Source organism: Streptomyces sp. NPDC003042, assembly GCF_053591315.1.
Window position 1 is genome coordinate 1 of the sequence record NZ_JBSFTP010000042.1, and the last position, 13,689, is coordinate 13,689.

Here is a 13,689-nt window from a genome sequence, read left to right on the forward strand (position 1 = left end):
ACACATATGGGCCCATTACCCTGGCGCGGCGCGGCCCGGCCCCCCCCCCCCCGGCGCCCCCCCCGCCGACGGCACACCCCAGCACAGCAGAGGACACTGTTCGAAGGGGAAGCCATGACAGCGACGACCGACAGCGGCGGTGCTCCCGGCGCGGGGCCCGCACGCCGGCCGGCCGGTACACCGGACCTCCTGCGGGGAGTCCAGGACGCCACCGCCCGCGCCACCCGCAACCTCCTGGACCGCCAGGACCCCGAGGGCTGGTGGAAGGGTGACCTCGAAACCAACGTCACCATGGACGCCGAGGACCTGCTGCTGCGGCAGTTCCTCGGCATCCGGGACGAGGCCACCACACAGGCCGCCGCCCTGTTCATCCGGGGCGAGCAGCGGGACGACGGCACCTGGGCGACCTTTCACGGCGGACCGCCCGAACTCTCCGCCACCGTCGAGGCGTACGTCGCCCTGCGCCTGGCCGGTGACCCGCCCGACGCCCCGCACATGGCCCGCGCCTCGGCGTGGATCCGGGCGCACGGGGGGATCGCCGCCGCCCGGGTCTTCACCCGGATCTGGCTGGCCCTCTTCGGCTGGTGGAACTGGGACCACCTGCCCGAACTCCCGCCCGAGCTGGTGTTCCTGCCGCCCTGGGTGCCGCTCAACATCTACGACTTCGGCTGCTGGGCCCGCCAGACCATCGTCCCGCTGACCGTCGTCTCCGCGCTGCGGCCGGTCCGCCCGGCCCCCTTCGCGCTCGACGAGCTGCACACCGACGCGCGCAACCCGAACCCGGTCAAGCCGCTGGCCCCGGCCGTCAGTTGGGACGGGATCTTCCAGCGGATGGACAAGGGCCTGCGCGTCTACCGGCGCATCGCCCCGCGCAAGCTGCGCAAGGCGGCGATGGCCACCGCCGGACGCTGGATCGTCGAGCGCCAGGAGAACGACGGCTGCTGGGGAGGGATCCAGCCACCCGCCGTGTACTCCGTCATCGCCCTGCACCTGCTCGGCTACGACCTGAATCATCCGGTGATGCGGGCCGGGCTGGAGTCCCTCGACCGGTTCGCCGTGTGGCGCGAGGACGGCGCGCGGATGATCGAAGCCTGCCAGTCCCCGGTCTGGGACACCTGCCTCGCCGCCATCGCCCTGGCCGACGCGGGCCTGCCGCCCGACCACCCGGCGCTGGTCAAGGCCGCCGACTGGATGCTCGAGGAGGAGATCCGGCGCACCGGCGACTGGGCCGTGCGCAGGCCGCAACTGGCCCCCGGGGGCTGGGCGTTCGAGTTCCACAACGACAACTACCCCGACATCGACGACACCGCCGAGGTGGTCCTGGCCCTGCGCCGGATCAGGCACCCCGAGCCGGCGCGGGTCGAGGCCGCCATCGCCCGCGGAGTGGCTTGGAACCTCGGTATGCAGTCGAAGAACGGCGCCTGGGGTGCCTTCGACGCCGACAACACCAGCACCCTGCCGAACCGGCTGCCCTTCTGCGACTTCGGCGAGGTCATCGACCCGCCCTCGGCCGACGTCACCGCCCACGTGGTGGAGATGCTCGCGGTCGAGGGAAAGGCCGCCGACCCCCGCACCCGGCGCGGCCTCGCCTGGCTGCTCGCCGAACAGGAGCCCGACGGCGGCTGGTTCGGCCGCTGGGGCACCAACTATGTGTACGGGACGGGCTCGGTGATCCCGGCCCTCACCGCAGCCGGGACGGCCCCGTCCCACCCCGCGATCCGGCGGGCCGTGCGCTGGCTGGAATCCGTACAGAACGACGACGGCGGATGGGGCGAGGACCAGCGGTCCTACCAGGACCGCTCCTGGGCGGGGAAGGGCGCCTCCACCGCTTCGCAGACCGCGTGGGCGCTGATGGCCCTGCTGTCGGCGGGGGAGCGCGAGGGCAAGGCCGTCGAACGGGGCCTCGCCTACCTGGTGGACACCCAGTGCGCCGACGGCACCTGGGACGAGCCGTACTTCACGGGCACCGGCTTCCCCTGGGACTTCTCCATCAACTACCACCTGTACCGGCAGGTCTTCCCGCTCACCGCGCTCGGCCGCTACCTCTACGGGGAACCCTTCGGCCCCGACGGCAGGCACGGCACGGCGGCTCCTGCCTCGGCCACGGTCCTCGCCGAGGAGGTCTGATGGCCATCGGCGCCGACCCTCCCGAGGCGCCGGCACCGCTGCTGATCGCCTGCGCCCTGCGCATCGAGCAGGCGGCCCTGCGCAGCGCGGGGCGGGGCGTGAGCGAGGCCGGCGTCGTGCTGCGCACCGGCATGGGCCCCCGCGCGGCCGAACGGGCCGTCACCCGGGCACTGGAACGGCCCGGGATGGCGCGGGCCGCCGTCCTCGCGACCGGATTCTGCGCCGGACTGGTCCCCGGCATGCACCCCGGCGACCTCGTCGTCGCCGACGAGACCCGGGACCCGCACGGGACCGTCACGTGCACCGGCACCGCCCTGCTCGCCGAGGCACTGGCCCGCGCCGCCCCGGGCCGGACCGTGCACACCGGCGTACTGACCGGATCCGACCACGTCGTGCGCGGCCAGGGACGCGCACAGCTGCGCGCCACCGGCGCCGTCGCGGTGGACATGGAGTCCGCGGCCACCCTGTGGGGCGCCACCCGCGACGGCCCCTCTCCAGCGGGAGCCGGACGCCCTGTTGCGGCCGTCCGGGTGATCGTGGACGCTCCTGAGCACGAGCTCGTCCGTATCGGCACTGTCCGCGGTGGAATATCGGCCTTCCGTGTACTGCGTGCCGTACTGCCCGCGTTTTATGAATGGCACCGTTCTTTGCTGCTCCCCAGGAGGTGAGCCAGATGGCCATGCCGCTGCGCCAGACCATCAGGGTCGGGACGTATCTTCTCGAACAGAAGCTCCGCAAGCGGGAGAAGTTCCCGTTGATCGTCGAGCTGGAACCGCTCTACGCCTGCAACCTCGCCTGTGAAGGCTGCGGGAAGATCCAGCACCCGGCCGGAGTGCTCAAGCAGCGCATGCCGGTGGCCCAGGCCGTCGGCGCCGTACTGGAGTCCGGTGCGCCGATGGTGTCCATCGCGGGCGGCGAGCCCCTGATGCACCCCCAGATCCACGAGATCGTGCGGCAGCTGGTGGCGAAGAGGAAGTACGTCTTCCTCTGCACCAACGCGATGCTGCTCCGCAAGAAGATCGAGAAGTTCACCCCGTCCCCCTATTTCGCCTTCGCCGTGCACATCGACGGACTGCGCGAGCGGCACGACGAATCGGTGGCGAAGGAGGGCGTCTTCGACGAGGCGGTCGCCGCCATCAAGGAAGCGAAGAAGCGCGGTTTCCGGGTGACCACCAACTCCACCTTCTTCAACACCGACACCCCGCAGACCATCATCGAGGTGCTGAACTACCTCAATGACGACCTCCAGGTCGACGAAATGATGATCTCGCCCGCCTACGCCTACGAAAAGGCCCCTGACCAGGAGCACTTCCTCGGCGTCGAACAGACCCGGGAGCTCTTCAAGAAGGCCTTCGCGGGCGGCAACCGGCGCCGCTGGCGGCTCAACCACTCCCCGCTCTTCCTCGACTTCCTGGAAGGAAAGGCCGATTTCCCCTGCACGGCCTGGGCCATTCCGAATTACTCCCTCTTCGGCTGGCAGCGCCCCTGCTATCTGATGAGCGACGGCTACGTGCCCACGTACCGGGAACTGATCAACGACACCGACTGGAGCAAGTACGGCCGGGGCAAGGACCCGCGCTGCGCGAACTGCATGGCGCACTGCGGCTACGAGCCGACCGCCGTCCTCGCCACCATGGGCTCGCTCAAGGAGTCCCTGCGGGCGGCCCGCGAGACGATCGGCGGCAACCGCGGCACGTCGGCATGACCGGGGCAGGAGCGGAGCCGGGGGGCCGGGGCAAGGGCTTCGACCTGACCGCGCTGCTCGCCGAGCGCGGCGGGGAGCGCTACGAGCTGCACACCCGCCACCTCAACCACCAGCTGCCCCGGATGCTGCGCACCATCGGCTTCGACAAGGTCTACGAGCGGGCCGAGGGAGCCCACTTCTGGGACGCCGAGGGCAACGACTACCTCGACATGCTGGCCGGGTTCGGAGTGATGGGCCTGGGCCGGCACCACCCGGTGGTCCGGCGCGCCCTCCACGACGTGCTGGACGCCCAGCTCGCCGACCTCACCCGCTTCGACTGCCAGCCGCTGCCCGGGCTGCTGGCCGAGAAGCTCCTCTCGTACAGCCCGCACCTGGACCGGGTCTTCTTCGGCAACAGCGGCACCGAGGCCGTGGAGACGGCCCTGAAGTTCGCCCGGTACGCCACCGGGCGGCCCAGGATCCTCTACTGCGACCACGCCTTCCACGGGCTGACCACCGGCTCCCTGTCGGTGAACGGGGAGGGCTCCTTCCGCGACGGCTTCGCCCCGTTGCTGCCCGACACCAGGATCGCGCTCGGGGACCTCGCCGCCCTGGAACGGGAGCTGGAGCGCGGGGACGTGGCCGCCTTCGTCGTCGAGCCGATCCAGGGCAAGGGGGTCCTGGCCGCCCCGCCCGGATTCCTGCTCGCCGCGCAGGAACTGCTGCACCGGCACAAGGCGCTGCTGATCGCCGACGAGGTGCAGACCGGCCTCGGGCGCACCGGCGATTTCTACGCGTACCAGCACGAGCCGGGCGTGGAACCGGACCTCGTGTGCGTGGCGAAGGCCCTGTCGGGCGGCTATGTGCCGGTCGGGGCGACCCTGGGCAAGGACTGGATCTTCAAGAAGGTCTATTCCTCCATGGACCGGGTCCTCGTGCACTCCGCGAGCTTCGGCTCCAACGCGCAGGCGATGGCGGCCGGGCTGGCCGTGCTGTCGGTCATGGAGGACGAGGAGGTCGTCGCCAACGCCCGCGCCATGGGCGACCTGCTGCGCGGGCGGCTGGCGGCGCTCGTGGACGAGTACGAACTGCTGAAGGAGGTGCGGGGCCGGGGGCTGATGATCGGCATCGAGTTCGGCCGGCCGTCGTCCCTGGGGCTGCGCAGCCGCTGGGCCATGCTCCAGGCGGCCCGCAAGGGGCTGTTCGCGCAGATGGTCGTGGTGCCGCTGCTGCGCACGCACCGGATCCTCACGCAGGTCTCCGGCGACCACCTGGAGGTCATCAAGCTCATCCCGCCGCTGATCGTGGACGAGCGGGACGTGGACCGGTTCGTCGGAGCCTTCCGGGAGGTCATGGACGAGGCGCACGGCGGCGGCTCGCTGATGTGGGACTTCGGGAGAACGCTGGTGCGGCAGGCCGTCGGTCATCGCTGACCGACCGAGCGACTGGCCGGCCGGTCGGCTGGGCGGTCGCTCGGCTGGGCGGTCGACTGGCGGGCCGGCTGACGGCCTGCCGCACCGGCGTCAGTCGAGCAGCCGGTCCCGGAGCCGGGCGAGGGTCTCGGGCGTGAGCCCGAGGCCCTCGGCCAGGTAGCGCTCCACCCCGCCCCACTGCTCGTCGATGGTCTCGTACGCGGCGACCAGGTACTCGGCCCGCGCGTCGAAGAGCGGCGCCAGCAGCTCCATGACCTCGGGGGAGCGCGCCTCGGGAGCGTCGCTGCCGCGGCGCACCCGGTAGCGGTTGTGCGGGGCGTTCGACTCCAGGTAGTCCGCCAGGACGGCCTCGCGCTCGACGCCGAGGGCCAGCAGCGTGACGGCGATCGACAGACCGGCCCGGTCCTTGCCCGCCGCGCAGTGCATGAGCGCCGGCACGCTGTCCTCGGCGAGCGCGTGCACGACCCGGCTGTGCTCGGCGGTACGGGTACGGATGATGACGCGGTACGACCCCGCCATGCGGGCGGCCGCCCTACCGTCGCCCAGGAGGGCGCGGAGCTGGTCGAGGTCGCCGTCGCGGACCATCGTCCAGAACTCCCTGCCGTCGGCGGGGTCCGTCAGAGGGATGTTGACGTTGCGCACCCCCGGCAGCTCCACGTCGGGGCCCTCCAGGGCGTGGTCGGCGCCGTTGCGGAAGTCGAAGACGGTGTGGAGGCCGAGCGACGCGAGGAACTCTGCGTCGGTATCGGTGGCATGCGCCAGATGTCCGCTTCGGAACAGTCGTCCCGACCTGACCCTTCGTCCGTCGGTGGTCGGCAGCCCGCCCACGTCACGGAAATTGCGCACTCCGGTCAATTCCGGCGCGGGTTCGGGCCGCGCGGTGTCGGGCTGGGGTGTGGGCTGGGGTATTCGCTGGGTCACGTGTACTCCTCCGCTTCGTCCGGGGTGTCCGAATTACTCCGGTTGAGGTCAACTTGCCATAGACGGAGGCGAGATCGGGCCGGGCTCCGTGAGCCAGATCATACGGTGACCGTGCGTGCCTGATCGCGAAAGCCGAATTCCCATGCCGGGACGGTTGTTGGGGGCGTGGAATGGACGCAGGGTGACGGGAATTCCGTCGCCGCCTCATATCTGTGATTGCGTCAGGGAATTCGTGGCTTGTTGGGTGCGGGTCCACTCGATTACCTTCGCGACCAATCCGGGTGGACCGCCGAATCCTGCCGCCGCCCGGGAACCGCACCCGACTATCGACGCGCGCGGCAGGAGCGGGGGAACCAGGTAAGCCGCCGTTCCGGATCTCTTTCCGGAACGGCTCGGGGTGAAGCCGTACACGTCCCGTACGTGTAAGGCCGGACATCTCCAGTCCGAACCCGACAGCTCACCTCGCAGGCGACGGAGAGGAATTCGCCATGCCTTCAAAGGGTAAGCACCGCCGTCCGAAGTCCCGCTCCATCTCCCGAGGTCTCGCTGTCGCCGGTACCGGTGGCGCCGCCCTGGCGCTGCCCCTGATGGGCGCCGCGGGCGCCCACGCCGCCGCCCCCGCGGTGGTCCCGGCCGCCGCCCCGGTGCAGGCCGCGCAGCTTCCCCAGGCGCCTCAGGCCGCCCCCGCCGCGGCCCTCGCCGCCGCGCCGACCGTCTACACGGTCGCGCCGGGCGACTACCTCTCGAAGATCGCCGCCGAGCGTCAGCTCTCCGGCGGCTGGGAGCAGCTGTACGCCGACAACCGTGAGGCGGTCGGCAGCAACCCCTCCCTCATCCACCCGGGTCTGAAGCTGACGCTGGGCGGACAGAGCCAGGCGGCAGCGGAGCCGGCTCCCTCCGAGAAGCCGAAGGAGCCGAAGAAGGCGAAGGAGCCGAAGAAGCGGCAGGCTCCGGCGACCCCCTCGTCCGCGGGCAAGGCCTCGGCTCCCGAGTGGTCCTCGACCGGCTCTTCGGCGTCCGGCGAGGCGGCGTCCGGCGCGGGTACGGCCCCGGCCAAGACCTCCGGCTCCGGATTCGTGTCCCCGGTCAGCGGTGGGATCTCCACCCCGTACCGGATGGGCGGCAGCATGTGGTCCTCCGGTTACCACACCGGCGTCGACTTCATGGCGAGCAGCGGAACCACCGTCAAGGCCGTAGGCGCGGGCACCGTCGTCTCCGCCGGCTGGGGCGGCTCGTACGGCAACGAGGTCATCGTCAAGCACGCCGACGGCAAGTACTCCCAGTACGCCCACCTGTCCTCCCTCGCCGTCTCGGTGGGCCAGAGCGTCACCGGCGGCCAGAGCCTCGGGCTCTCCGGTTCCACCGGCAACTCGACCGGCCCGCACCTCCACTTCGAGATCCGCACCGGCCCGTCCTACGGCTCGGACATCGACCCGGTGGCCTACCTCCGCACCAAGGGCGTGAGCATCTGACGGCAGCCGCCGTCGGAGCACTGACACGCACGAGGCCGGGGCCCCGAGAGGGGTCCCGGCCTTCTGTGTACTTATTCCTTATCCCCCGGGTGGTATAGATCACGGTCCGTCAACCCCTCATTACGTTGGCGTAGGTTGGCGACGGGGGTGAAGGATGGCTTCCCGTGGCAGCGACGACGACGACACTCAAGACCATCGGCTCGTACGCGGCGATCGGGGACAGCTTCACCGAAGGCGTGGGGGACCCGGGACCCGGGGATTCGTATCTCGGCTGGGCGGACCGGCTCGCCGTACTCCTGGCGGATCAGCGTGACGAGCACGACTTCCGGTACGCGAACCTCGCGGTGCGGGGCAAGCTCCTCGACCAGATCGTGGCCGAGCAGGTCCCCAGAGCCAAGGCACTCGCGCCGGACCTGGTGACCTTCTGCGCGGGCGGCAACGACATCATCCGGCCCGGCAGCGACCCCGACGACGTGGCGGAGCGCTTCGAGGCGGCCGTGGCCGACCTCACCGGGACCGTCCGCCAGGTCATGATCACCACCGGCTTCGACACCCGGGGCGTGCCGGTCCTCAAACACCTGCGGGGCAAGGTGGCGACGTACAGCGCACACGTGCGCGCCATCGCCGACCGGTACGACTGCCCGGTCCTCGACCTCTGGTCGCTGAAGTCCGTACAGGACCGGCGCGCCTGGGACGGCGACCGGCTGCACCTCTCGCCCGAGGGACACACCCGCGTCGCGCTGCGCGCCGCGCAGGTGCTCGGATTCCAGGTGCCGACCGATCCCGACCAGCCGTGGCCGCCCATGAGGCCGCGCGGATCGGTGGACGTGACGCGGGACAACATCCAGTGGGCCCGCGAGCACCTCGTGCCCTGGATCGGGCGGCGGCTGCGCGGGGAGTCCTCCGGCGACCACGTCGAGGCGAAGCGCCCGGACCTGCTGCCGCTGTAGGACACCCCCCGGGCGTGTTGTCCGCCCGCGCCGGGCCGGCTCGTGGCCGGGCACGGCGCGGGCGGAAAACCGTCCGGCGGAATCCTTGGTGGCCGGTGCGCGTTGGGATGATCGTGGACGTACGACCGTCCCGCCCCAACCTGCACCTTTCCCAGGAGGCGCCTTGACCGGCTCCCTGCCCCCGCGTCCCCGGCTGCGCGCCCTGCGGTCCGAAGCCTTCGGCGCGGATCCCTCCGGCGAACGGCTCGAGCGGATCCTGCGCTCGCCGAACTTCGCCGACGGCGTCTTCCAGAACCCGGTGGGCGCCCGGACCAGGCCTTCCGGATCGATGGCCGAGTTCGCCAAGATCTACCTCCACAAGGAGCAGCGGGCCCGGCGCAGCCCCGGCGCGCCGGTCCCGGTCTACCCGACGACCCTCGCCGAACTGGCGAAGCCGCCGGTCAGCGGGCTGCGCCTGACGTGGATGGGGCACTCCAGCGTGCTCGCGGAGATCGACGGACGCCGGGTGCTCTTCGACCCGGTGTGGGGCGAGCGGTGCTCACCCTTCCCCTTCGCCGGTCCCAAGCGGCTGCACCCCGTACCGGTGCCGCTCGCCTCGCTGGGCGAGGTGGACGTCGTGGTGATCTCGCACGACCACTACGACCACCTCGACCTCCCCACGATCAAGGCCCTGGCCGGTACGGGCACGGTCTTCGCCGTCCCGCTCGGCGTCGGCGCGCACCTGGAGCGCTGGGGCGTGCCGCCGGACCGGCTGCGCGAGCTGGACTGGAACGAGACCACCAAGGTGGCCGGCCTGTCGCTGACGGCCACCCCGGCGCGGCACTTCTGCGGACGCGGTCTGCGCAACCAGCAGTTCACGCTGTGGGCGTCCTGGGTGGTGGCGGGGGACGAGCACCGGATCTTCCACAGCGGGGACACGGGCTACTTCCCCGGTTTCCAGGAGATCGGCGCCGCGCACGGGCCGTTCGACGCCACCATGATCCAGATCGGTGCGTACGCGGAGTACTGGCCGGACATCCACATGACGCCGCAGGAGGGCATGCGCGCCCACCTCGACCTCCAGGGCGGCACCCCGGGCGGCACGATGCTGCCGATCCACTGGGGCACCTTCAACCTGGCCTTCCACGCGTGGGCGGAGCCCGGGGAGTGGACGGCCGACGCGGCCGAGGAGGCCGGGCAGAAGGTCGCGCTCCCGGTTCCCGGCCAGCCCTTCGAGCCGGCCGGCAAGCTCCCCTCGGAGCGGTGGTGGCGCCCGGTGTCCCGACCGATCGCCCGCCCGTGGCGTCGGCCGGAGATCGTGGACGTGTCCTCGGGCGAGCCTTCCCAGGGCGATCTCGACCTGGCGGGCGGACCGGGACCGAAGCCGACCAGGACCACCTGACGAGGTGAGGGGCCGCCCAGGCCCGCGCCGCACGGGCCGGTAGAGGGCCGAGCGGCGGGCGTCGACGAACCGGTGGTCCGGGCGTGCGCGCCGCCCGGCGCCCCTGAGGCGGCCGGGCGGTGGTCGACCTGGCGGCGGTCCACGACTCAGTGGCCGCCGCCGTCGGGAGACCAGTGCGCTCAGGGGCAGCTGATACGGGTGTCACCCGCGTCGGTCGCGCACGAGTCCGTGCCGTAGCCGCCGTCCGCCCTGTCGTTGCCGGCGACGCCGTCGACGGTGTTGAGCGTGTCGTTGCCGTAGTTGCCGAGCAGGGTGTCGCGGCCGGGGCCGCCGATGAGGGTGTCGTTGTGGTGGCCGCCGTCGACGTAGTCGTCGCCCGAGCCGGCGTGGACCGTGTCGCTGCCGTAGCCCGGGCGGATGGTGTCGTTGCCGCCGAGGCCGCAGATCACGTCGTTGCCGTAGCCGCCGTTCAGGGTGTCGGGGCCGCTGGTGCCGGTGATCGTGCAGCCGCGGGCGTTGTTCACGGCGGTGCTCGCCGTCGCGCGGTCGTTGCCGGGCGCCGGGTCGGGCTCGGCCGCGTCCGCGGTGGCGGTGTCGGTGAGGGTCCCGGTGGCGCGGGGTTCGGCGACGACGGTCACGGTGGCGGAGGCGCCGGGGGCCAGGGTGCCGAGGGCGCAGTTCGCCGAGGTGGCGGTGGTCGTGCAGCTGCCCCCCGGGCCGGTCGTGGCCGAGATCACCGTGCCGGGGCCGGTGAGGGTGTCGGCGAGGGTCACGGCCGTGGCGGACGCGGCGGTGCTGGTGTTGCGTACCGTCACCCGGTACGTGGCCTGGTCGCCGATGCTGACCGAGGCCGGCCCGGTCTTGGTGACCGACAGGTCGACGTCGGCCGGCGCGGGGGGCCCGGCGGACTGGTAGCGGGCGACGACGAAGTTGTCACCGTAGCCCATCCCGGACGCGACGATCTTGCCGTCCGGCTGTACCGCGACCGCGCGTCCCTCGTCCCACGCGCCCAGGCCGAAGTCGGTGTGCACCAGGCCGCCGGTGCCGAAGCCGGTGTCCAGGCTGCCGTCCGTGTGGTAGCGGGCGAGCGCGAGATCGCTCTGGTGGCTGCCGACCGCGAGGATCTTCCCGTCCGCCTGGAGGGCCACGTCGGACGCGCGGGCGGTTCCGAAGGCGGAGGTGACCCTGCCGCCGCTGCCGAAGCCGGCGTCGAGGCTGCCGTCCTCGTTGTAGCGGGCCAGCGCGAAGTTGAGGTCGCTGTACCCGCCGGCCACGGTCTTCCCGTCCGGCTGGAGCGCGAGCCCGCGCGCGATGTCCTCCCCGGCGAAGGCGGTGGTGACCTGGCCGCCGCTGCCGAAGCCGGGGTCGGGGCTGCCGTCGGGGTTGTACCGGGCCAGGGCGAAGTCGGGGGCGGAGGTCGGTGTGACGGTGCCGGCCTGCCCGGCGGCGACGATCTTGCCGTCGGGCCGCACGGCCACGTCGAACGCCGTGGAGAAGCCGGCCGGGAAGGCGGTGGTGACCCAGCCGTCGCCGCCGCCGAATCCGGTGTCCAGGGTGCCGGCCGGGTCGAGGCGGGCCACCGCGAAGTCGCCGCCGACGCTGCCCGCGACGACGATCCGCCCGTCGCCCTGGACCACGACCTCCTGTGCGGACGAGCTGACCGAGGGGCCGAAGTCGGGGAACACCTTGCCGTTGTCGCCGAAGCCGGTGTCCAGGGTGCCGTCCGGGTGGAAGCGGGCCACCGTGAGCAGGCGGCGGCTGCCGTCCGGCAGGTCACTGTGCCCGGCGACCACGATCTTGCCGTCCGCCTGTACGGCGGCCCCGTACGCCTCGTCGTTGGACCCGCCGTTCATGTCGGCGACGGCCACGCCGTCCCCGCGGCCGAAGTCGGGGTCCGGGGCGCCGTTCGGAAGGTGGCGGACCAGCGTGAAGTCGCCCGGGCCCTCGAACTCCCAGACGGTGCCCACGGTGAGGACCTTCCCGTCGGCCTGGATCACCAGGCCTTGGCTGTCCTCGGCGTTGGCGATGTCGGTGACGACCTTTCCGCCCGTCCCGAAGGTGGGGTCGAGGTCTCCGGGAGCGGCCCGCGCCACGCCGGGCAGGGCGGCGACCACCGCCAGACTCGCCGCCGCCGCCCATGCCGTACGCACGCCGGTCCTGACTTTTGACACGGGGAACCCCTCTGCCGCTGCCTCTGCGCTGGGTGACAGCCCACAGCTTCCGGCCATCGCCCCGCCGGCCCGGTGCGGCCTGGCGGGGCTCGTCCGACCACGCGCCCGGTTCCACCCGTCCGGGTGAGCCCGCGTCAGCTCCGTGACGTCACCGGCACGTCGTCGACCACGGACGCTCCGGAAAGTTCTCCTCCCGCACGAGCGCGTCCCACCCGCTACGGCTCCGTGCCGCGGAGCGCGTGGCGCTGGAGGAGCCGGGAGATGTCGCGGGCGGTGATGATGCCGACCAGGTGCTGGCCGTCGATGACGAGGACGCGCATGTCGCTGCCCGGGCGAAGCGTTTCCAGTACGTCTTTCAGCAGGTCGCCCGGCGTGGACGTGGTGCACTGCGAGAGCGGGGTCGCCACGTCGCGCACGCGCAGCGTCGGCCGCTGAGGCACCGGTGTCCGGGCGAGTTGCGGCAGGTGAACCATGCCGCTGGGGCGCCCTTCGAAGTCGAGCAGGGGCAGGGCCGAGTGGCGCGCCCGCATCGCCACGTCCTCGACGCAGCGTTCCACCGTCACCCAGTCGGGACAGGTCTCCACAGGGCTGGACATGGCATCGGCCGCTCGTACGCCGCTCAGGGCTTCGGCCAGGCCGGCGTGCCGCCGTTCGGCGTTGGCGACGATCACGATGAAGAAGCCGATGACCATCAGCCACAGGCCGCTCAGCGCACCGCTCAGGACGTAGATCCACCCGACGGCGATCAGCACGAACCCGAGAACCTGTCCGCTGCGCGCGGCTGCCCGTTCGGCCCGGTACCGGTCGCCGGTGCGCCACCACATCACGGCCTGCACCACCCGGCCGCCGTCGAGGGGCGCGGCGGGGAGCAGGTTGAACACGCCCAGCATGAAGTTGATCCACCCCAGCCACACGAGGACAGCGGCAGGGACCGCCCAGCCGGACAGCGCGTGCAGCCCGATGCCGGCCCCGAGCGCCGCCGCACCGACGAGCAGGCTGGTGAGCGGTCCGCTCGCGGCGACGAGGAGGGCCGCGCCGGCCGCTTGCGGCCGGCCCATCTGCGTCATCCCGCCCAATGCCCAGAGCGTGATGTTCTCCACCTTGATGCCCTTCCTCCGGGCCGTGACCGCGTGGGCCGCCTCATGGGCCAGGAGGCTCGCGAGAAGCAGCAGGCCCCCGGCGAGGCCGGCGACCGTGTAGGTGGCAGGTGACTGATCCGGAATCCAGGCGGGGAGGGTCCGGCTCCCCAGGCTGTAGGCGAAGAACACCACGAGGAGGGGCACGGTCCAGTGGATGCGCAGCGGTACCCCGAGGAGTTGTCCGATGCGTACGGAGCCGTTCATCACCGTCTCCCAGGGGGTGCACAGGCGGTCCTGCGGTGTGTGTGCCCACTGACAGTGTCGCTCGACGGGGCCGGCGGCGGTCGCCCGGCCCTCACCCCCGTTTCGCTCCGGGCTCCAGCGGGACGTCCTACTCGTGGTCTGCCCGGATGAGCCGCGCGGACGCCTGCCGAGTGCGCGTGGCCACGGCCGGACGATCACCTGCCGCCC

At 72.1% G+C, this 13,689-nt stretch carries 10 protein-coding genes and 1 riboswitch; of the genes, 7 read left to right on the plus strand and 3 right to left on the minus strand.

Translation table 11 applies throughout. The features are described 5' to 3' along the window. Positions 1-114 precede the first annotated feature (114 nt). From shc to ACWDYJ_RS20845, 4 genes are read left to right on the plus strand one after another with little or no spacing between them, the layout of a single operon-like run. A complete protein-coding gene (gene shc, locus ACWDYJ_RS20830) occupies positions 115-2,127 on the plus strand; it encodes a squalene--hopene cyclase (protein ID WP_451567061.1) in 2,013 nt (670 codons plus the stop codon). Continuing rightward, positions 2,127-2,795: a phosphorylase family protein gene (locus tag ACWDYJ_RS20835; protein ID WP_451567062.1), complete on the plus strand. Its 669-nt coding sequence runs from the start codon at positions 2,127-2,129 to the stop codon at positions 2,793-2,795. Before shc ends, ACWDYJ_RS20835 begins: the two co-directional genes overlap by 1 nt. 5 nt (positions 2,796-2,800) lie before the next feature. Continuing rightward, a complete protein-coding gene (hpnH, locus tag ACWDYJ_RS20840; RefSeq protein WP_451567063.1) occupies positions 2,801-3,832 on the plus strand; it encodes an adenosyl-hopene transferase HpnH in 1,032 nt (343 codons plus the stop codon). Further along, positions 3,829-5,244 (plus strand): aspartate aminotransferase family protein, encoded by a 1,416-nt coding sequence (locus ACWDYJ_RS20845; RefSeq protein ID WP_451567064.1) that lies wholly within the window; start codon positions 3,829-3,831, stop codon positions 5,242-5,244. Before hpnH ends, ACWDYJ_RS20845 begins: the two co-directional genes overlap by 4 nt. A 90-nt stretch (positions 5,245-5,334) precedes the next feature. On the opposite strand, the gene ACWDYJ_RS20850 is transcribed toward ACWDYJ_RS20845, so the two are convergent. Continuing rightward, complete coding sequence (locus tag ACWDYJ_RS20850; protein ID WP_451567065.1) at positions 5,335-6,165, minus strand: tyrosine-protein phosphatase; 831 nt, start codon at positions 6,163-6,165, stop codon at positions 5,335-5,337. A 317-nt stretch (positions 6,166-6,482) separates the two neighbouring features. After that, positions 6,483-6,651: riboswitch (cyclic di-AMP (ydaO/yuaA leader) on the plus strand. A gap of 2 nt (positions 6,652-6,653) precedes the next feature. On the opposite strand from ACWDYJ_RS20850, the gene ACWDYJ_RS20855 reads away from it, so the two are divergent. The 3 genes from ACWDYJ_RS20855 to ACWDYJ_RS20865 all read left to right on the plus strand — a co-directional run bounded on the left by ACWDYJ_RS20855 (position 6,654) and on the right by ACWDYJ_RS20865 (position 9,968). Beyond that, entirely contained in the window at positions 6,654-7,637 is a 984-nt protein-coding gene (locus ACWDYJ_RS20855; RefSeq protein WP_451567066.1) for a LysM peptidoglycan-binding domain-containing M23 family metallopeptidase, read from the plus strand. A gap of 164 nt (positions 7,638-7,801) precedes the next feature. Beyond that, positions 7,802-8,587, plus strand: coding sequence for an SGNH/GDSL hydrolase family protein (locus tag ACWDYJ_RS20860; protein WP_451567067.1), 786 nt, complete (start codon positions 7,802-7,804; stop codon positions 8,585-8,587). 163 nt (positions 8,588-8,750) lie between these two features. After that, positions 8,751-9,968 carry an MBL fold metallo-hydrolase gene (locus tag ACWDYJ_RS20865; RefSeq protein ID WP_451567068.1) on the plus strand — a complete coding sequence of 406 codons (1,218 nt, stop codon included), beginning with the start codon at positions 8,751-8,753 and terminating at the stop codon, positions 9,966-9,968. Between the two features lie 179 nt (positions 9,969-10,147). On the opposite strand, the gene ACWDYJ_RS20870 is transcribed toward ACWDYJ_RS20865, so the two are convergent. Both ACWDYJ_RS20870 and ACWDYJ_RS20875 read right to left on the minus strand, forming a co-directional pair. Continuing rightward, complete coding sequence (locus ACWDYJ_RS20870; RefSeq protein WP_451567069.1) at positions 10,148-12,139, minus strand: calcium-binding protein; 1,992 nt, start codon at positions 12,137-12,139, stop codon at positions 10,148-10,150. 215 nt (positions 12,140-12,354) lie between these two features. Then, positions 12,355-13,482, minus strand: coding sequence for a site-2 protease family protein (locus ACWDYJ_RS20875; RefSeq protein WP_451567070.1), 1,128 nt, complete (start codon positions 13,480-13,482; stop codon positions 12,355-12,357). Positions 13,483-13,689 lie beyond the last annotated feature (207 nt).

What these genes read in the sequence shown, in the direction of transcription:
- shc (WP_451567061.1), top strand. Translation starts at nt 115, where the DNA reads ATGACAGCGACGACCGACAGCGGCGGTGCTCCCGGCGCGGGGCCCGCA.
- ACWDYJ_RS20835 (WP_451567062.1), top strand. Translation starts at nt 2,127, where the DNA reads ATGGCCATCGGCGCCGACCCTCCCGAGGCGCCGGCACCGCTGCTGATC.
- hpnH (WP_451567063.1), top strand. Translation starts at nt 2,801, where the DNA reads ATGGCCATGCCGCTGCGCCAGACCATCAGGGTCGGGACGTATCTTCTC.
- ACWDYJ_RS20845 (WP_451567064.1), top strand. Translation starts at nt 3,829, where the DNA reads ATGACCGGGGCAGGAGCGGAGCCGGGGGGCCGGGGCAAGGGCTTCGAC.
- ACWDYJ_RS20855 (WP_451567066.1), top strand. Translation starts at nt 6,654, where the DNA reads ATGCCTTCAAAGGGTAAGCACCGCCGTCCGAAGTCCCGCTCCATCTCC.
- ACWDYJ_RS20875 (WP_451567070.1), bottom strand. Translation starts at nt 13,482, where the DNA reads ATGAACGGCTCCGTACGCATCGGACAACTCCTCGGGGTACCGCTGCGC.